The sequence below is a fragment of the Mycobacterium sp. NGS48 genome, from assembly GCF_059812585.1.
The window spans coordinates 374,304-392,320 of sequence record NZ_JCALCY010000002.1; the positions used below are offsets into that span (position 1 = coordinate 374,304).

General features: G+C 66.6%; 19 protein-coding genes and 1 riboswitch. Of the genes, 8 read left to right on the forward strand and 11 right to left on the reverse strand.

All coding sequences use genetic code 11. The features are described from left to right. Positions 1 to 94 precede the first annotated feature (94 nt). Both AC5Y42_RS05475 and AC5Y42_RS05480 read left to right on the forward strand, forming a co-directional pair. Positions 95 to 1,726: an MFS transporter gene (locus tag AC5Y42_RS05475; RefSeq protein WP_499896787.1), complete on the forward strand. Its 1,632-nt coding sequence runs from the start codon at positions 95 to 97 to the stop codon at positions 1,724 to 1,726. After that, positions 1,723 to 2,211, forward strand: a complete 489-nt coding sequence (locus AC5Y42_RS05480) for a DUF2771 domain-containing protein (protein ID WP_499896377.1) — start codon at positions 1,723 to 1,725, stop codon at positions 2,209 to 2,211. The genes AC5Y42_RS05475 and AC5Y42_RS05480 overlap by 4 nt, the downstream gene beginning before the upstream one ends. A 57-nt stretch (positions 2,212 to 2,268) precedes the next feature. On the opposite strand, the gene AC5Y42_RS05485 is transcribed toward AC5Y42_RS05480, so the two are convergent. The 3 genes from AC5Y42_RS05485 to AC5Y42_RS05495 form a co-directional block, all read right to left on the reverse strand. Beyond that, a complete protein-coding gene (locus tag AC5Y42_RS05485) occupies positions 2,269 to 3,267 on the reverse strand; it encodes a glutathione S-transferase family protein (RefSeq protein WP_499896378.1) in 999 nt (332 codons plus the stop codon). 4 nt (positions 3,268 to 3,271) lie between these two features. Next, on the reverse strand, positions 3,272 to 5,209 hold the full coding sequence (locus AC5Y42_RS05490) for an acyl-CoA dehydrogenase family protein (protein ID WP_499896379.1): 1,938 nt from the start codon (positions 5,207 to 5,209) through the stop codon (positions 3,272 to 3,274). 100 nt (positions 5,210 to 5,309) lie between these two features. Then, positions 5,310 to 5,717 carry a cold-shock protein gene (locus AC5Y42_RS05495; RefSeq protein WP_499896380.1) on the reverse strand — a complete coding sequence of 136 codons (408 nt, stop codon included), beginning with the start codon at positions 5,715 to 5,717 and terminating at the stop codon, positions 5,310 to 5,312. A gap of 210 nt (positions 5,718 to 5,927) precedes the next feature. Between AC5Y42_RS05495 and AC5Y42_RS05500 the strand changes: the two genes are divergently transcribed. The 4 genes from AC5Y42_RS05500 to AC5Y42_RS05515 all read left to right on the forward strand — a co-directional run bounded on the left by AC5Y42_RS05500 (position 5,928) and on the right by AC5Y42_RS05515 (position 9,040). After that, positions 5,928 to 6,332: a YccF domain-containing protein gene (locus tag AC5Y42_RS05500; protein WP_499896381.1), complete on the forward strand. Its 405-nt coding sequence runs from the start codon at positions 5,928 to 5,930 to the stop codon at positions 6,330 to 6,332. Then, the gene (gene moaA, locus AC5Y42_RS05505; RefSeq protein ID WP_499896383.1) at positions 6,329 to 7,411 is read left to right on the forward strand and encodes a GTP 3',8-cyclase MoaA; all 1,083 of its coding nucleotides are present in this window, start codon (positions 6,329 to 6,331) and stop codon (positions 7,409 to 7,411) included. Before AC5Y42_RS05500 ends, moaA begins: the two co-directional genes overlap by 4 nt. Before the next feature lie 3 nt (positions 7,412 to 7,414). Next, positions 7,415 to 7,693, forward strand: coding sequence for a MoaD/ThiS family protein (locus AC5Y42_RS05510; protein ID WP_499896385.1), 279 nt, complete (start codon positions 7,415 to 7,417; stop codon positions 7,691 to 7,693). 236 nt (positions 7,694 to 7,929) lie between these two features. Then, positions 7,930 to 8,122: riboswitch (cyclic di-AMP (ydaO/yuaA leader) on the forward strand. 9 nt (positions 8,123 to 8,131) lie between these two features. Continuing rightward, positions 8,132 to 9,040: a transglycosylase family protein gene (locus tag AC5Y42_RS05515; RefSeq protein ID WP_499896387.1), complete on the forward strand. Its 909-nt coding sequence runs from the start codon at positions 8,132 to 8,134 to the stop codon at positions 9,038 to 9,040. A gap of 8 nt (positions 9,041 to 9,048) precedes the next feature. On the opposite strand, the gene AC5Y42_RS05520 is transcribed toward AC5Y42_RS05515, so the two are convergent. Genes AC5Y42_RS05520 through AC5Y42_RS05535 form a run of 4 tightly spaced genes read right to left on the reverse strand, consistent with a single transcriptional unit; the run spans position 9,049 to position 10,711 of the window. Next, on the reverse strand, positions 9,049 to 9,474 hold the full coding sequence (locus AC5Y42_RS05520; protein ID WP_499896389.1) for a molybdenum cofactor biosynthesis protein MoaE: 426 nt from the start codon (positions 9,472 to 9,474) through the stop codon (positions 9,049 to 9,051). A 52-nt stretch (positions 9,475 to 9,526) separates the two neighbouring features. Beyond that, on the reverse strand, positions 9,527 to 10,009 hold the full coding sequence (locus AC5Y42_RS05525; RefSeq protein ID WP_499896391.1) for a MogA/MoaB family molybdenum cofactor biosynthesis protein: 483 nt from the start codon (positions 10,007 to 10,009) through the stop codon (positions 9,527 to 9,529). After that, a complete protein-coding gene (gene moaC / locus AC5Y42_RS05530) occupies positions 10,009 to 10,494 on the reverse strand; it encodes a cyclic pyranopterin monophosphate synthase MoaC (protein WP_065013273.1) in 486 nt (161 codons plus the stop codon). Before moaC ends, AC5Y42_RS05525 begins: the two co-directional genes overlap by 1 nt. Positions 10,495 to 10,501: 7 nt before the next feature. Next, positions 10,502 to 10,711 (reverse strand): hypothetical protein, encoded by a 210-nt coding sequence (locus AC5Y42_RS05535; RefSeq protein ID WP_499896392.1) that lies wholly within the window; start codon positions 10,709 to 10,711, stop codon positions 10,502 to 10,504. Between the two features lie 109 nt (positions 10,712 to 10,820). Between AC5Y42_RS05535 and AC5Y42_RS05540 the strand changes: the two genes are divergently transcribed. Then, complete coding sequence (locus AC5Y42_RS05540; RefSeq protein ID WP_499896394.1) at positions 10,821 to 13,073, forward strand: helicase-associated domain-containing protein; 2,253 nt, start codon at positions 10,821 to 10,823, stop codon at positions 13,071 to 13,073. Between the two features lie 8 nt (positions 13,074 to 13,081). Next, positions 13,082 to 14,731, forward strand: coding sequence for a DNA repair helicase XPB (locus tag AC5Y42_RS05545; protein WP_499896395.1), 1,650 nt, complete (start codon positions 13,082 to 13,084; stop codon positions 14,729 to 14,731). Positions 14,732 to 14,744: 13 nt separating this feature from the next. On the opposite strand, the gene AC5Y42_RS05550 is transcribed toward AC5Y42_RS05545, so the two are convergent. The 4 genes from AC5Y42_RS05550 to AC5Y42_RS05565 form a co-directional block, all read right to left on the reverse strand. Then, the gene (locus AC5Y42_RS05550) at positions 14,745 to 15,887 is read right to left on the reverse strand and encodes a thiolase family protein (protein WP_499896397.1); all 1,143 of its coding nucleotides are present in this window, start codon (positions 15,885 to 15,887) and stop codon (positions 14,745 to 14,747) included. A gap of 15 nt (positions 15,888 to 15,902) precedes the next feature. Further along, positions 15,903 to 16,316 (reverse strand): Zn-ribbon domain-containing OB-fold protein, encoded by a 414-nt coding sequence (locus AC5Y42_RS05555; protein ID WP_499896398.1) that lies wholly within the window; start codon positions 16,314 to 16,316, stop codon positions 15,903 to 15,905. 83 nt (positions 16,317 to 16,399) lie between these two features. Beyond that, positions 16,400 to 17,389 (reverse strand): LLM class F420-dependent oxidoreductase, encoded by a 990-nt coding sequence (locus AC5Y42_RS05560; RefSeq protein WP_499896399.1) that lies wholly within the window; start codon positions 17,387 to 17,389, stop codon positions 16,400 to 16,402. A 22-nt stretch (positions 17,390 to 17,411) separates the two neighbouring features. Beyond that, positions 17,412 to 17,951: a TetR/AcrR family transcriptional regulator gene (locus AC5Y42_RS05565; protein ID WP_499896401.1), complete on the reverse strand. Its 540-nt coding sequence runs from the start codon at positions 17,949 to 17,951 to the stop codon at positions 17,412 to 17,414. Positions 17,952 to 18,017 lie beyond the last annotated feature (66 nt).

Consider the following 18,017-nt stretch of genomic DNA (forward strand, 5'->3'; position numbering starts at 1 on the left):
CCGCGCCGGTCGCCTACGCGCTTGATCATCCGCGATGAGCGAGAATTGATTCGTGGGGCAACGGCGGCGTGATCACCCGACCGAGCATCCGGGGATGGCCAACTATCCGACAGCCGACCCGGCTTATCGCCGACCGCGCCGAGCGCCCGATGACCCGGCTGATCGCGCGTCACGCCCTGCATCGTCACCGCGCACCACGATGCCCAGCGCTAACCGCTACCTCCCGCCGCTGAATCGTCAGCCGGACCCTGGCCGTCGCAGCGAGGCGCCGCGTGCGGTTCCCACCGCCGAGCGGATCACCGTCACCCGCGCCGCGGCGCAGCGCAGCCGTGAAATGGGTTCGCGGATGTACGGTTTGGTGCAGCGGGCGGCGACCGCAGACGGCGCCGACAAGTCCGGTCTGACCGCGTTGACCTGGCCGGTGGTGGCGAATTTCGCGGTCGACTCCGCGATGGCGGTGGCGCTGGCCAACACGCTGTTCTTCGCGGCGGCCACCGGGGAGAGCAAGGACAGAGTTGCGCTGTACCTGCTCATCACGATCGCGCCGTTCGCGGTAATCGCCCCGCTGATCGGTCCGGCGCTGGATCGGTTGCAGCACGGCCGTCGCGTCGCGCTGGCGCTGTCGTTCGTACTGCGTACCGCATTGGCCGTGGTACTGATCACCAACTACGACGGCGTCACCGGCAGCTTTCCGTCCTGGGTGCTTTATCCGTGCGCGCTGGCCATGATGGTGCTGTCGAAATCGTTTTCGGTGCTGCGCAGCGCCGTGACGCCGCGGGTAATGCCGCCGACAATCGATTTGGTGCGGGTCAACTCCCGGCTGACCACCTTCGGGCTGTTGGGCGGCACCATTGTCGGCGGCGGTATCGCCGCCGGCGTGGAGTACGTGTTCAACCACCTGTTTGCGCTGCCCGGCGCGTTGTTCGTCCTCATCGCGGTGACCGCGGTGGGCGCTTGGCTGTCGATGCGGATTCCGCGTTGGGTCGAGGTAACCGCGGGCGAGGTTCCCACCACCTATCGCTACCGGCAGTCGCGTCGAAATTGGCCCGAAGAAGTTCGCCGCGCCAGCGGGGTGATTCGACAGCCGTTGGGCCGCAACATTATTACTGCTTTATGGGGCAATTGCACCATCAAAGTCATGGTCGGGTTCTTGTTCTTGTACCCCGCCTTCGTCGCCAAAGCACACGACGTCAGCGGGTGGGTGCAGTTGGGCATGCTGGGTCTGATCGGCGCTGCGGCCGGGATCGGCAACTTCGCGGGCAACTTCGCCAGCGCACGCCTGCAACTGGGCAGGCCCGCGGTGCTGGTGGTGCGGTGCACAGTGGCGGTGACGGCCGCGGCGCTGGTGGCGGCCGTCGCCGGCAGTCTCGTTGCGGCCACCATCGCCACCTTGGTCACGTCCGGGTCGAGCGCGATCGCCAAAGCCGCGCTGGATGCCTCCTTGCAAAACGATCTGCCAGAGGAGTCACGGGCCTCGGCGTTCGGACGCTCGGAGTCGACGCTGCAATTAGCCTGGGTGCTCGGCGGCGCACTGGGCGTGTTGGTGTACACCGAGCTGTGGGTCGGGTTCAGCGCCGTAGGCGCATTGCTGATCCCGGGTCTGGCGCAGACCATCCTCAGCTTCCACGGCGACTCGTTGATACCCGGCTTCGGGGGTAACCGGCCCGTCATGGTCGAACAGCAAGGCCGCCGCCACGACGGCGCCGCCGCGGTGCTGCGCGAGTGAAACGCCCTGTCGCGGTGCTGGTCGCCGTCGTGGTGGTGCTAGTCGCGGCCGGCGCCGGGTTCGGTGCCTGGCTGCTGGTGCGGGGGCACGGCCCGTCGCGGCCCGAGATCAGCGCGTATTCGCATGGTCATCTGACTCGGGTTGGGCCATACCTGTATTGCAATGTGCTCGACCTCAGCGATTGTCAGACGCCGGGGGCACAAGGCAAGTTGCCGGTGAATGACCGCGATCCGGTGCAGCTTTCGGTGCCGACGGCGATCGGGCGGGCGCCCTGGCGGCTGTTGCGGGTGTATGAGGATCCGGCCAACACCACGACCACCGTGTTCCGGCCGGACAGCCGGCTGGCGGTCACCATCTCCACAGTCGACCCGCAGCGCGGCCGGCTGAGCGGAATCGTCGTCCAGCTGATGACCCTGGTGGTCGACCCGGCCGGCGACTTGCACGATGTCCCGCACGCCGAGTGGTCGGTACGCCTGGTCTTCTGACGCCGAACGTCGAGTTGTCGGGTGAAATTGCGTGATTTTGCCCAACAACGCTCGGCGCTAGAGGTTGTGTAGAACCCGTTCGCCCTCGACCGGTGGGCCCGGCGGAGTGCCGTCACCAAAGGGCTTGCCGCCCAGCGCTTCTCGCTCATGTGGAGTCAGCCAGCCAGCCAAGTCCGGACCCTTGGGCACGATGCGGGTCGGGTTGATGTCGGCGTGCATGATGTAGTAGTGCTGTTTGATCTGCACGAAGTCGACGGTGTCGCCGAAACCCGCCGTCTGGAACAGGTCACGTGCATAGGCCCACAGCACCGGCATCTCGGACAGCTTGGATCGATTGCATTTGAAATGCCCGTGATAGACCGGGTCGAAGCGGGCCAGCGTGGTGAACAGCCGCACATCGGCTTCGGTGATGGTGTCGCCCACCAGGTATCGCTGCCCGCTGAGCCGCTCGCTCACCCAGTCCAGCGCGGTGAACAATCGGTCGTAGGCCGCGTCGTAGGCCTCCTGTGAGCCGGCAAATCCACACCGATACACCCCGTTGTTGATCTCGGTGTAAATCCGCCTGGCCACCTCGTCGATCTCGGCACGCAGCGACTCCGGGTAGAGCTCGGGCGCGCCGTCACGCTGGTAGGCGGTCCACTCGGTGGAGAAGTCCAGGGTCATCTGCGCGAAATCGTTGGTGACCACCGCGCCGGTAGGCACGTCGACCATCGCCGGGACCGTGATGCCCTTCGGGTAGTCGGGAAACCGCTTGAAATAGGCGTCCTGCAAGCGGGGGATCTTCAGCACCGGGTCGACGCCGCCGGGGTCGAGGTCGAAGGTCCAACTGCGCTCGTCGTGGGTAGGGCCGCAAAAGCCAATGGAGATAACCTTTTCCAGCCCTAGCAGCCGCCGGACGATGATCGCGCGGTTGGCCCACGGGCACGCGCGGGCGACGATCAAGCGGTATCGGCCCGGTTCGACGGGATACCCGTCTCGACCGTCTGCGGTGATGCGTGTCTCGATGTAGTTGGTGTCGCGGGTGAACTCACCGGCCCCGGCGACATACGAAGCCATGCTGTCAGGAGTCCGATACGGTCAAGACCCGCCGGGACATGTCCTCCTCGGTGGACGCACCCGGTTCCCATTCGGCGATCCACGGCCCGGTGCCCTCCGACGGGTCCAGGATTCCGGCTTCCAGCCAGGTGTAGCGTCCGCTCAGCACCTCCTCGGCCAACCGGACGTCGGTGCTGTCGGTGTTGGACCATAAGGCACCGAACAGTGCCTCGACCCGCAAGGTGGCCTGTTGGCAGAACGCGTCGGCAAGCTCGTAGGCCTGTTCGCCCTCGGCCCGGTCGGCAACCCGCTGTGCTTCGGCGCGCACGCATGCCGCCGACATGGCGAACAACTCCGCTCCGATATCCACGATGCGGCCGAGGAATCCTTGCTTTTGCTCCAAAGCTGCTTGCCAGCGCGCCATTCCGTAGAACGTGTTGCGCGCGAGCTTGCGCGCCGAGCGCTCGACAAACCTCATATGAGTCGCCAGCTTGCCGAACTCACGGTAGGTGGTCGGCAGTTGCCCTTCACCGAATGCCAGTTGCGGCAACCATTTTGCGTAGAATCCACTGGCGCCTGCTGCGGCCTTGGCCTTCTGCCGCATGTCGGCTTTGGGATTCGCCAGATCCCCGGCCGTACTCAGGTGGGTGTCGACCGCCTCGCGGGCGATCAGTAGCCGCATGATCTCGCTGGATCCTTCGAAGATGCGGTTGATCCGCAAGTCGCGCACCAACTGCTCGACGGGAACCGCGCGCTCTCCGCGCGCGGCCAGCGACTCGGCGGTCTCATAGCCGCGACCGCCGCGGATCTGCAGCAGATCGTCGGCGATCACGTCGGCCATCTCGCTGGACCACAATTTCGCCAGCGCCGCCTCGATTCGGATGTCGTTGCGGTCTTCATCGGCCATCTGAGCGGACAGTTCAAGCACCGCTTCGAGCGCGTAGGTGGTTGCGGCGATAAACGAGATTTTGCCCGCGACCGCCGCGTGCTTGCCGACCGGCTTGCCCCACTGGACGCGTTCGCACGACCACTCCCGGGCGATCTTCAGCGACCATTTGGCGGCGCCGGCCGCCATCGCGGGGATGGAAAGCCGTCCGGCGTTCAGGGTGGTCAGCGCAATCCTCAGCCCGTCGCCTTCCCGGCCGATCAGGTTTTCCCGTGGAACGCGAACCTTATGCATGCGAGTCAGGCCGTTTTCGATGCCGCGCAGCCCCATGAACTTGTTGCGCCGCTCGACAGTGATGCCCGGCGAATCCGCCTCGACGACAAACGCGCTGACTCCCCCACGGTGCCCGTCGCTCTTGGGCACTCGGGCCATCACCACCAGCAGATCGGCGACCACACCGTTGGTCGTCCACAACTTCACGCCGTCAAGTTCGTATGCCTGCCCGTCGTCGACCGGGGTCGCCGTCGAGGCCAGCCGGGCGGGGTCGGAACCCACATCGGGCTCGGTGAGCAGAAACGCCGATATCCCTCCGGCCGCGCACCGCGGCAGGAACTTCCGCTTCTGTTCCTCAGTGCCGGCCAGTTTGAGTGGTTCGGGTACCCCGATCGACTGATGCGCCGACAGCAGTGCACCAAGACTGGGATTGACCGTCGCGACCATCACCAATGCGCGGTTGTACGCGACCTGCGACATGTTCAGGCCGCCGTACTCGGCGGGAATTTTCATGCCAAAACAGCCGAGTTCGGCAAGACCCTTGACGTACTCGTCGGGAATCTGGGCATCTCGCTCGATGACGCTGCCGTCGACGCCCTCGAGAAACTCCCGCAGCTTGGCCAGGAACTCTTCGGCACGGGCGGCGTCCTCGTCGGCCGGGCGGGGAAACGGGTGGATCAGCTCTAACGGAAAGCGACCGAGAAATAACTCCTTCGCGAACGACGGCTTATCCCAACCGCTTTCGCGAGACTCCTCGGCTACCGCTCTCGCTTGCTCCTCGCTGACCTGTGCCTGCTGCGCCATCGAACACTCCTGGGGTTACGACCATTGTTACGCGTCAGTAACCAGTGTTGCCCGCGGCGCACTTCCGTACACCATCTTTTAGGAGAATCGCAGTTGCGACTCAGCCATCCAACTCGCGGGCCACAGCTTTAACCACCTCGGAAACGCGACGGGCCGTCTTTCGGTCCGGGTAGCGGCCCTTGCGCAGTTCGGGCTGCACGGTGCTTTCCAGCAAGGTGATCATGTCCTCCACCATGCCGTGCAGCTCGTCGGGGCTGTGCTTGTGTTCGGCCGGGCCTTCGCGGCGAGTACGCGACAGGGTGGGCGGCGGATCAATCAGCTTGAGACTCAATGCCTGTGGCCCGCGACGACCAGAAGCCACGCCGAACTCGACGCGCTGTCCGGCCTTAAGGTCCTCGACGCCCGCGGGTAACGCCGACGAACGCACGTAGACGTCTTCGCCATCCTCCTGTGACAGGAAGCCGAATCCCTTCGCGGCGTCGTACCACTTCACCTTGCCAGTCGGCACTGGTCTCACCTGCTTGTCTAACGAAATCTCTAGAATGGGCAACACAATGAAGCGTCCCGCCTGCGCAGGACGCAATGACTGCTGATCCTACTCGGACGCGGGCTGCCCAAGCATCCCCGTTACTTGTGGGCACGGTGGCGACCCTCACCGCCCGGCTGAGCCGCGTTGGCGATCGCCACTGGGTAGGCTGGCACTACCGCTGGAGGTGATATGCGCCTGATTCTGAACGTCATCTGGCTGATCTTCGGCGGCCTTTGGTTGGCCGCCGGCTATCTAGTGGCGGCCGTCGTCTGCTTTTTGCTCATCATCACCATCCCGTTCGGCTTCGCTGCCCTGCGTATCGCGCTGTATGCACTGTGGCCGTTCGGGCGCACGATCGTTGAAAAGCCGGGCGCCGGGACCGGAGCGCTGATCGGGAACGTCATCTGGGTGCTGCTATGCGGCATCGCGCTGACGATCATTCATGTGACAACCGCGATCGCGCAGGCGGCGACGATCATCGGTATCCCGCTGGCGCTCGCCAACCTCAAGCTGATCCCGGTGTCGCTGGTGCCGTTGGGCAAAGAGATCGTGCCAGTCACTTCGCGCACTCGACCCGAGTCGGTGCTGGCATGACGTTGATCGCACTCGGTGTGCCTACGGTGCGCCGCCCCGAGGATGACCCGAGCAACCGCGGGCCCGCCCCGGCCACTGGGCCGTTGGTCGACACTTTCGGGCGGGTTGCCACCGATCTGCGGGTCTCGTTGACCGACCGCTGCAATCTGCGCTGCACCTATTGCATGCCCGCAGAGGGGCTGGACTGGCTACCCGGCGAGCAGCTGCTACAGCCCGACGAACTGGCTCGGTTGCTGCGTATCGCGGTGACGCGGCTCGGGATTACCAGCGTGCGATTCACCGGCGGTGAGCCGTTGTTGGCCCGTCAGCTCGAAGAGGTGGTGGGCGCGGTAGCGGCACTGCGGCCACGTCCGGAAATCTCGCTGACCACCAACGGCCTGGGGCTGGACCGGCGAGCCGCCGCGCTCGCCAAGGCCGGCCTGGACCGCGTCAACGTGTCGCTGGATACCGTGGACCGCGCCCACTTTGCCGCCATCACCCGGCGCGACCGGCTTGACGACGTGCTGGCCGGGCTGGCCGCAGCCAAGGAAGCCGGCTTCGATCCCGTCAAGGTCAATGCCGTACTCGATCCCACCACCGGACGTGCGGACGTCGTGGAGCTGCTGCGGTTCTGTCTCGAGCACGGGTACCAATTGCGGGTCATCGAGCAAATGCCACTCGACGCCGGCCACCAGTGGCGCCGCGGGGAGGTGCTGAGCGCCGACGACGTGCTGGCGGCGTTGCGGCCGCATTTCCGGCTGCGACCCGACCCGGCACCACGCGGGTCGGCGCCGGCCGAGCTGTGGCTGGTGGACGAGGGCCCGGGCACTCCGGTCGGGAAAGTCGGCGTCATCGCCTCGGTATCGCATCCGTTCTGTTCGACGTGTGATCGGGTGCGGTTGACCGCCGACGGCCAGATCCGCAACTGCTTGTTCGCCAAGCAGGAGACTGACGTTCGTAACCTGCTGCGCAGCGGGGCCGACGATGACGCGATCGAAGCGGCCTGGCGCACCGCGATGTGGGCCAAAGCTGCCGGACACGGCATCAACGACCCCGACTTCATCCAGCCGGACCGCCCGATGAGTGCGATCGGCGGCTGACACGTGGCTCAACCGTCGGACGCACTCACAGAGATACCGGTCACGGTCCGCTACTTCGCCGCGGCACGGGCCGCGGCCGGCGCCGAGTCGGAAACCATCGCGGTGCGGGCCGGCGCCACGGTGGCTGAACTCGTCGGCGGCCTCGCCGGACGCGACGCAAGCCTGGCGACGGTGCTGTCCCGATGCTCCTACTTATGCGACGGGATCGCGGTCAAGGACGACGCGACCGTCCTGCGCGCCGGCGACACGATCGACGTCTTACCGCCCTTCGCTGGCGGTTAATCACGTGATTTGCGTCACATAACGGTTTGATCACGGCACGGCCACGGCCTGGTTGCGACACGTCGTGACCTGCGCAAACTAAGCACGTTCCTGGTGTTTCGGCGGTGTGCCGCAACGGAAATCGCCGAATTCATTGAGACGTGACTCTCCCGGCGCGACCCGCTACCGTCGTCCGCGGGCTTGCCGCGTCTACTCGACCGCTGGGCCTACCCCGCCTGTAGCGCCGAGCTCCATCCAGCAGACGGGGGCCAACGACAACCCGTGGATGGAGGCGGGGGACCCACCGGTCCGCCGAAATCGGACTGGAGCCTCATCAAGGCTCCTAGGGGTGAAGCCACCGCCGTTCCCCCGTGGACGCGGCAGTGGCCGGGCGACCTCTCCTAGCCCGAACCCGACAGCTGACCTCGTGGGCGCATACAGAGAGGACATCACCGGCGTATGAGTGGACGGCATCGTAAGCCCACGACATCTAGCGTCAGCGTCGCCAAGCTCGCCTTTACCGGGGCCGTGATCGGAGGCGGCAGCATCGCCCTCGCCGGCCACGCCGCGGCGGCGACCGACGGCGAATGGGACCAGGTAGCCCGCTGCGAGTCCGGCGGCAACTGGGCGATCAACACCGGCAACGGGTACCAGGGCGGGCTGCAGTTCAACCGAGGTACCTGGGCCGCTCATGGCGGCGGCGAGTTCGCCCCGTCGGCGCATATGGCGAGCAAGGAGCAGCAGATCGCGGTCGCCGAGCGGGTGTTGGCTACTCAGGGCCGCGGCGCCTGGCCGGTATGCGGTCACGGGTTGGGTGCCGCCACGCCGCGCAACGTCGTTGCCGACGAGCCGGTGAACGCGCCTGAAGACGACCCGGCTGCCAACGGCGAGCCGGCAGCACTCGATGCGCCGTTGCCACCGCCTGCCGAAGAACCGGCTCCGCCCGTCGAGCTGGTGGCCGTCGACGAGCCGGCGCCGCCGGCAGAACCCGCGGCGTTCGACGAGTCGGCGCCGATCGACGAACCGGCACCGCCGGTCGACGAGCCCGCCCCGGTAATCGAGGCGGTGGCAGACGAAGCACCGGTGGACGAGCCCGCACCGCCGGTTGAGACCATCGCGCTCGACGAGGCGCCGCCCGCCGACGCCCCGGAGGAAATTCAGCAGGCCCAAGCGGTGTCGAGTTGGACCGTCGCCGACGATGCACCGCTGGCGCCTGTTCCCAACGAGCCGGCACCGCTCGAGGCACCGCAGAACATGGACCTCGACTTTCTTGGCAACTTGTGGCAAGCCATCCAAGCAGAGGGCGTCAACGGCAACGACGCACTGACCGCGCTCGGCCAGCAGCCTGCGACCGCTCCGGCCCCGTAAGCCTGCGGTTAGGCCGAGCCCACCCACTCGTCGGTGCCGTCGGCGAAGAACTGGTGCTTCCACACTGGTAACCGCGCCTTGATGGTGTCCACCAGATGCGCGCACGTCTCGAATGCCGCGCGGCGATGATCGGAGGCCACCGCCGCCACCAGCGCCGCATCGCCGATCTGCAGGACACCGACGCGGTGGCTGGCCGCGATGGCCCGCACCCCGCGGCACTGCTCGGCAACTTCGGCGAGCACGTCGGCCATGACCTGCTCGGCCGACGGATGCGCGGAATATTCCAGCCGCAGCACGCCGCGTCCGCCGTCGTGGTCGCGGATCATCCCGACGAACCCTACGACCGCGCCGGCGGCCTGATGCCCTACTAAATCTTCGTGTTCGGCCAGCAGGATCGGCTGCTCGGTCAGCGCGGCGCGCAAAACCTGCGTCATCAGCGCCACTCCTCCATCCCGGCTACGCCGGCATCATCGTCGTCGGCGCGCGTCATCGCGGATGGTCCCCGCCGGCGAGTTGATCCAGCGCATGATCCAGCACGCCGTCGAGCACGCCGAGCCCGTCACGCACTCCGCCGGTCGAGCCGGGCAGGTTGACGACGAGGGTCCGGCCCGCCACACCGCTCACCCCGCGGGAGAGCACCGAGGTCGGCACCTTCGGCAGACCCGAGTTCCGGATCGCATCGGCCAGTCCGGGAATCTCGTAGTCGAGCACTGCCGTCGTCTGAGCCGGCGTGTCGTCGCTGGGTGAGATGCCGGTGCCACCCGAGGTGATGACGACGTCGACGCCCTCGCCGACGGCGTCGCGCAGGGCCTTCCCGACCGGGTCACCGTCGGGTACTACCAACGGCTCGGACAGCGAAAATCCGCGTTGCCCGAGCCATTCGGTGATGATGGGTCCGCACCGGTCGTCGTAGACGCCGGCAGCTGCGCGAGTGGAGGCGATGATGACGCGTGCCGACCGGGCGGCCATCACCGCACCCAGGTCCCGTGCCGGCCGCCGTCCTTGCGCAGCACCCGGATGTCGTCGATGCGAGCAGCCGGGTCCACCGCTTTGATCATGTCGTAGAGCGTCAGGCCGGCCACGCTGACAGCGGTCAGCGCTTCCATCTCGACACCCGTGCGGTCGGTGCTGCGCACGGTTGCGGTGATGTCGATTGCCGACTCGCCGACGGTGAAGTCGACCTCTACACCGGTCAGCGCGAGCTGGTGGCACAGCGGAATCAGGTCGCTGGTGTGCTTGGCGGCCAGGATGCCCGCCACCCGGGCGGTAGCCAGCGCATCACCTTTGGGCAACCCGCCGGCCGAGATGAGCGACACCACCTCCGCGGAAGTGTGGAAGGTGCCGGCCGCGACGGCGGTGCGCTTGGTGGCTCCCTTTTCGGTGACGTCGACCATGTGCGCAGCGCCTCGCTCGTCGATGTGCGAGAGCGGGCCCGAAGCTGCAGCGCCAGACATCGACCGCCTACCGGTTGACGTCAGTGACCGGGTGTAGGTAGGGCAGGTCGTCGGAGGGCAGCGGAAAGACCAGGTCACCGAACGGCGAGAGCGCGCCGACTCGGTCGGTCGCCAGTTCGCTCACCGCGTGATCGTCGGGGTCGGTCGTCGGCCAGCCCTTGTCGACGTACCGCGCCTTTTGCGCCTTTTTGTCACCGTTATCAGCCACGAGGTCCATTCTGACAGGTCGCCCACCGAGGGACCTGCCGAGTAGCCAGTTAACGCACCCGATCGGGCCCTTCGGCCGTCATGCTTCGCGTCAGCCGACTGCTTTACGCTGGTCAGCAATGACTGAACACACCCCGAGCATCGCGTTGGGGTCCTGGCTGGCCGACTTGCCCGACGAGCGGCTGATCCGCCTACTGGAGCTGCGGCCCGACCTTGCCCAGCCCCCGCCCGGCAGTATCGCGGCACTGGCCGCCCGGGCCCAGGCGCGTCAGTCGGTGCGGGCTGCCACGGACGAGCTGGACTTCTTGCGGCTGGCAGTGCTTGATGCGCTGCTAGTCCTGCATGCCGACACCGCGCCGGTGCCGGCCGCCAAGCTGCTCTCGCTGATCGGTGATCGTGCGCCCGAGGCCGACGTCGTCGCCGCCCTCGACGACCTCAAGGAGCGCGCCCTGGCTTGGGGCGACGCCGAGGTTCGGGTGGCCGCCGACGCCGCCGCCGGACTGCCCTGGCATGCCGGGCAAGCAATCTTGGAGGACGAGCCGCGCACCCGGGAACAGACCGTCGCGCTGCTCGACGAGCTCGACGCCTCAGCCTTAGAGGTGTTGGAGAAGCTGCTGGAGGGCTCCCCGCTGGGGCGTACCCGCGACGCCGCACCCGGCGCCGCGCCGGACCGCCCGGTACCGCAACTGCTGGCCAAGGGCCTGTTGCGCCGAGTCGACGCCGAGACGGTGATCCTGCCGCGCGACGTCGGACACGTGCTGCGCGGCGAGGATCCGGGGCCGGTGCAGCTGACCGCGCCGGATCCGGTCACCGCCACCACTACGGCTGCCGACGCCGATGCTGCCGCCGCCGGAGCGGTCATCGATCTACTGCGCGAACTCGAAGCTCTGCTGCAAACCCTCAGTGCTGCACCGGTTGCCGAGTTGCGCAGTGGCGGTCTGGGGATACGTGACGTCAGACGGCTGGCGAAAGTCACCGGGGTCGACGAGGCCCGGCTGGGTTTGATTCTCGAACTGGCGGCGGCCGCCGGCCTGGTCGCGAGCGGCATGCCGGATCCGCCGCCCGACGATGGCGAGGGCCCGTTTTGGGCGCCGACGGTGGCGGCCGACCGGTTCGCCGAGACATCCACCGCTGAGCGATGGCAGCTGCTGGCCAACACCTGGCTAGACCTTCCCAGGCGTCCTGCGTTGATCGGCACGCACGATCCGACAGCCAAACCCTATGGCGCCCTGTCGGATTCCATCTACTCCACGGCAGCGCCGCTGGATCGCCGTCTGCTGTTGAACATGCTGGCCGAACTGCCGCCCGGCACCGGGGTCGACACGACATCCGCGTCGGCGGCGCTGGTGTGGCGCCGGCCGCGCTGGGCCAAGCGGCTGCAGCCGGGCCCAGTCGCCGACCTGCTGGACGAGGCGCATTTCCTCGGGCTGGTCGGCCGCGGCGCGATCAGCACCCCGGGCCGCGCGCTGCTGGATCAGGGCGAGCACGATGCAGTGCTCGACGCGATGAACCGGGCCCTTCCCCCGCCGGTCGACCACTTTCTGGTGCAGGCCGACCTGACCGTGGTGGTGCCCGGACCGCTGGAACGAGATCTCGCCGAGGAGCTAGCCGCGGTGGCAACCGTTGAATCGGCCGGGGCGGCGATGGTTTACCGGGTCACCGAACAGTCGATCCGGCACGCGCTCGACATCGGCAAAACGGCCGACGAACTGCACGGATTATTCAGGACATACTCTAAAACGCCCGTGCCGCAAGCACTTACCTACCTCATCGACGACGTGGCCCGTCGGCACGGCCAGCTGCGGATCGGTATGGCGGCCTCCTTCGTCCGTTGCGAAGACCCGACGCTGCTGGCCCAGGCGGTGGGAGCCCCCGCGGCCGAACAGCTGGGGCTGCGGATGCTGGCATCGACGGTGGCGATCTCTCAGGCACCGATCGCCGAGGTGCTCGCTGCCCTGCGCAAAGCAGGTTTCGCCCCAGCCGCCGAGGACTCCACCGGGACCGTCGTCGACATCCGGGCCCGCGGCGTTCGGGTGCCCACGCCGCAGGTGCGCCGGATGCATCGCCCGATCCCTCGCCCCAGCAGCGAGACGCTCAGCGCAGTGGTCGCCGTGCTGCGCAAGGTCAGCGGCGCGCCGTTTGCCAACGTACGGATCGACCCGGCAGTCGCGATGTCGTTGTTGCAACGCGCCGCGCGGGATGGCATCACGGTGGTAATCGGTTACGTCGACGCCGCCGGGGTGGCCACTCAGCGAGTGGTGACGCCGGTCGCGGTGGTGGGCGGTCAGTTGGTGGCCTTCGATGCGACGTCCGGGCAGGCCCGGGAGTTTGCCATCCATCGCATTACTACCGTGTCGGCCGAGTCGGGATAATCGACGGTATGACCGACGGGCCCTTGATCGTGCAGTCCGACAAGACGGTTCTGCTCGAGGTTGACCACGAGCTGGCCGGCGCTGCGCGCGCGGCGATCGCGCCGTTCGCGGAGCTGGAACGCGCCCCCGAGCATGTGCACACCTACCGCATCACCCCGCTGGCGCTATGGAACGCCCGGGCCGCCGGCCACGACGCCGAGCAGGTGGTCGATGCACTGGTCAGCTATTCCCGTTACGCGGTACCGCAGCCGCTGCTGGTCGACATCGTCGACACCATGGCCCGCTACGGGCGCCTGCAGCTGGTCAAGCACCCCGCACACGGCCTCACACTGATCAGCTTCGACCGCGCGGTACTCGCAGAGGTGCTGCGGCACAAGAAGATCGCACCGATGCTCGGCGCCCGCATTGACGACGACACCGTGGTGGTTCATCCCAGCGAACGGGGCCGGGTTAAGCAGATGCTGTTGAAGATCGGTTGGCCGGCCGAGGATCTGGCCGGCTACGTCGACGGCGAAGCGCACCCGATCAGCCTGCGTCAGGACGACTGGCACCTGCGCGACTACCAGGAGATGGCGACCGAGTCGTTCTGGTCGGGCGGCTCGGGTGTGGTGGTGCTGCCGTGTGGGGCGGGCAAGACACTGGTCGGCGCGGCTGCGATGGCGAAAGCCAGTGCGACGACGCTGATTCTGGTGACCAACACCGTCGCCGGTCGGCAGTGGAAGCGCGAGCTGATCGCCCGCACCTCGTTGACCGAAGAAGAGATCGGCGAATACTCCGGTGAGCGCAAGGAGATTCGCCCGGTCACCATCGCCACCTACCAGGTGATCACCCGGCGCACCAAGGGTGAATACCGCCACCTGGAGTTGTTCGACAGCCGCGACTGGGGACTGATCATCTACGACGAGGTGCATCTGCTGCCCGCGCCGGTGTTCCGGATGACCGCCGACCTGCAGTCGCGCCGGCGACTTGGCTTGACCGCCACCCTGATCCGCGAGGACGGCCGCGAAGGCGATGTGTTCAGCTTGATCGGCCCGAAACGCTATGACGCGCCGTGGAAGGATATCGAAGCGCAAGGCTGGATCGCGCCGGCCGAGTGCGTCGAGGTGCGAGTGACGCTGACCGATAGTGAGCGGATGACCTATGCCACGGCAGAACCGGACGAACGCTATCGGCTCTGCTCGACCGCGCATTCGAAGGTCGCGGTGGTCCGTTCGATTCTGAGTCGACACCCCGGCGAGCAGACGCTGGTCATCGGCGCTTACCTGGATCAGCTCGACGAACTCGGCACTGTGCTCGACGCCCCGGTGATCCAGGGATCCACCAAGACCGCCGAACGCGAGGCGTTGTTCGACGCGTTTCGCCGCGGCGAGATCACCACCCTGGTGGTGTCCAAGGTAGCCAACTTCTCCATCGACTTGCCGGAAGCCGCAGTGGCGGTGCAGGTTTCGGGGACTTTCGGTTCACGCCAGGAGGAGGCGCAGCGGCTGGGCCGGCTGCTGCGACCCAAGGCCGACGGCGGGGGCGCGATCTTCTACTCGGTGGTGGCCCGGGACAGCCAGGATGCCGAATACGCCGCGCACCGGCAACGCTTCCTCGCCGAGCAGGGCTACGGCTACATCATCCGCGACGCCGACGATCTGCTCGGTCCGGCGATTTAGGGTCCGTCGACTTCTAGAGCGTCAGGATCGTCGCCGAGGCGGTGCCGGGGGCGCCATACACCTGCGCCAAGCCGACGCGGGGGTTGCCGGGAACCTGCCGCTCGCCGGCCTCACCGCGCAGCTGGCGGACCAGTTCGTGCACCTGCCGCAATCCCGAGGCGCCGATCGGCTCACCGTTGGCGATCAGACCGCCGTCGGTGTTGACCGGAATCGAGCCGTGAATCTCGGTGGCGCCGTCGGCCACCAGCTTCTCTTGCTCGCCGTCGGCGCACAGCCCCGTTTCGGCCATGTGGATGACCTCGGCGCCGGCGTCGGTGTCCTGCAGCTGGGCAATGTCGACGTCCTCGGGACCAATGCCGGCGGCATCGTAAGCGGCTTTGGCCGCGTACACCGTCGGCGAGGCGTCCTCGTCCAGCGGTGCCGACGTGGCGTGCACTTCGTACGCCCCGAACCGCCGGGTACGGATCTCACTGGCTTGCACGTACACCGGCTTGTCGGTGAACTTGCGGGCAATGTCGCTGCGGCACATGATTACCGCGGCCGCGCCCTCATCGGGTGCGCAGAACATGTACTGCGTCAACGGATAGTTGAGCACGGCCGAGTTGAGGATCTCTTCCTCCGGAATCGGCTTGCGGCGGAAAGCATTCGGGTTCAGCGCGCCATTGCGGAAGTTCTTGGCGGCGACTTTGGCCAGCGTCGCTTGCGAGATGTTGTGGTCGTGTATGTACTTGTTGGCCTTCATGCCGAAGAACTTGGTGGTGACGAACTGCCCGTTCTCGGCATACCACTGCGGCAACGCCAGCTTGGCCGGGTCGTCGGTGAACGCGCCGCGCGGGTGCTTGTCCAGGCCGATAGCGATGCCGATGTCGTACTTGCCCAACCGGATGGTGTCGGCGGTCTGCTGAATGGCGCTGGCGGCGGTGGCGCAGGCGTTGAACACGTTGGTGAACGTGATACCGGTCAGGCCGACCAGACGGGTCACCGCGTCGGGGTTGGATACTTCGTAGCTGCCGCCGAAGCCGAACTGGATGTCCTTCCAGTCCAGACCGGCATCGGCCAGCGCGGCCTGAATCGCGTCGGCGCCCATCTGCATCGCGGTCTTGTCGAATCGACCGAACGGGTGCAGGCCCACTCCGATGATGGCTACGTCATTCATCGCTTGACTCCCTGATCAGGCCGGTTGGAAGGCGAACGTCACGACCTCGTTGCCCTCCTCGTCGGTGGTCAACGGCACCATGGTCAGCTCGACGTCCATGCCGAACTGCAGCTTGTCCGGATCGTTTTCGGTCAGGCGTCCCTCGACGCGAATCACGTCGCCGAGTTGCACCAAGCCGACCCCGAAAGGGGTGAAGGCCTTCCCCGTCGGCCCCGCATACGGAGCTCCCGGGGGAAAGCCCTGGGTGGTCCAGGCCACCAGGGTTCCGCGGCGGGGCAGCAACACCTCGGACATTGCGGCGCCGCTGCACCGCGGGCACCGCTGCTGCACCGGGAACGTGGTAGCCCCGCAGCCGTCGCATTGGCTGCCGATCAATTGCGGGCTGTCGTCAGGCCAGGTCGAGATGTCGGGCGCCAGTGCCTTCTGCATCGAACGATCCTCCTAGTACGACACGAGAATAATGCTGACTAGACGGTACAACAACGTTCGATTAAAGCGGAAATCACATTCTCCTAGCTCAGCGCCGGGATCACCTCACGCTCGAAGAGCTCTACGCCTGAGCGGTCATAGGCCGCCTCGGGGAAGTAACAGATCACGTATTGGCAACCGAGGTCGCGCAGGCGCTGGAGTCGCTCGACGACTTGCTCGGTTGTGCCGGTCGCCGTCTCGGGCCCGGTGGTGCCGGCGATCATGGAATCCGCCGCAGTTTCGGGCACGCAGCCGGCTAACCGGTCGCGGACCCGACCCAGCCGGTCTTTGACCTCGGCCTCGGTGGCGCCGACGACCGCGTTGAGGTTGGCCGAGCGAACGATGGCATCGAAATCGGTGCCCACGTCGCGACAATGCTGGGCCAACACGTCGGATTTGTGGGCAAACGCCTCGGGCTCGGGAGTGAAGTTGGTGTACTGCGCATACTTAGCGGCGATCCGCAGCGTCACCTTCTCGCCGCCCCCGGCGATCCACAACGGGATGCCGCCGGCCTGCAAAGGCCTGGGCGCGACGATTGCGCCGTCGACCTGGTAATGCTCACCATCGAAGCTGACCGTGCCGTCCCGCCAGGCGTCGCGCATGATCTGGACGCCCTCGTCGAGCCGCCCCAGTCGTCTGCCCGCGGATGGGAAGCCGTAACCGTAAGCGCGCCACTCGTGTTCGTACCAGCCGCCACCGATACCCATTTGGACCCGGCCACCGGAGATGATGTCGGCGGTGGCGGCCACCTTGGCCAGATAGACCGGATTGCGGTAGCTGATCGCCGTGCACATCTGGCCGAGTTTGATCCGCGATGTCGTCGCCGCGTAGGCCGACATCAGCGACCACGCCTCGTGGGTGGCTTCGCCGGTGGGCATCGGCACAGTGTGGAAGTGGTCGTACACCCACAACGAGTCCCATGCGCTGTCGTCGGCGTAGCCGGCCAGCTCGCGCATCACCGCCCAGTGCTTGTCGGGTTCGATCCCGACCAGATCCAATCGCCAGCCCTGCGGGATGAAAAATCCAAAGCGCATAGCTTGGGACTTTAACCCTGCGTCAGATGTCCAGGGCGGCAAGCGCGCCTTCGACCGACGCGGCCCGGGCCCTGTCCAGCGGCGCATCGATGAAGTGCATGCAGCAATCCTGCAGACCGCCGAACGCGATCACCGCACGGGCGGCTTGCTCCAGGGTCGGCTCTGGTCCAAACACCAGCCTGCCGAGCCGTTCGCGCCAGGCCAGCACCTTCTCGACCAAGTCGAGGTCCTCGAGGATCCCGAATTCGGCAAGGACCACGACGAGATCCCGCCGATGTCGGTAGTGGAAGTCGAAGTACCCCTCGAGCAACTCGCGCACATCGGTATGAGCACGCTGCTCTTGCTCGACGACGAACTGCTCGCCGTCGTCGATCAGCGGTTGAACAATGCTGCGTACCAGTTCTTCTCGTGACGGGAAGTGGTAGTACAACGCCGGCTTGGTGATTCCCAGTTTGTCAGCGATGTCTTGCAAGCTGGTCCGTTGCACGCCTTGCTGCACGAACAGTTCGCGGGCAGCGTCTTGGATGCGCTCGCGGGTATCCGAGCGCGGCCTGGTCACCATGCCAGTTTAACTGACTTACCGATAGGTAAGCGGGCAATGGTAGGCTTACCTATCGGTAAGTAAGGA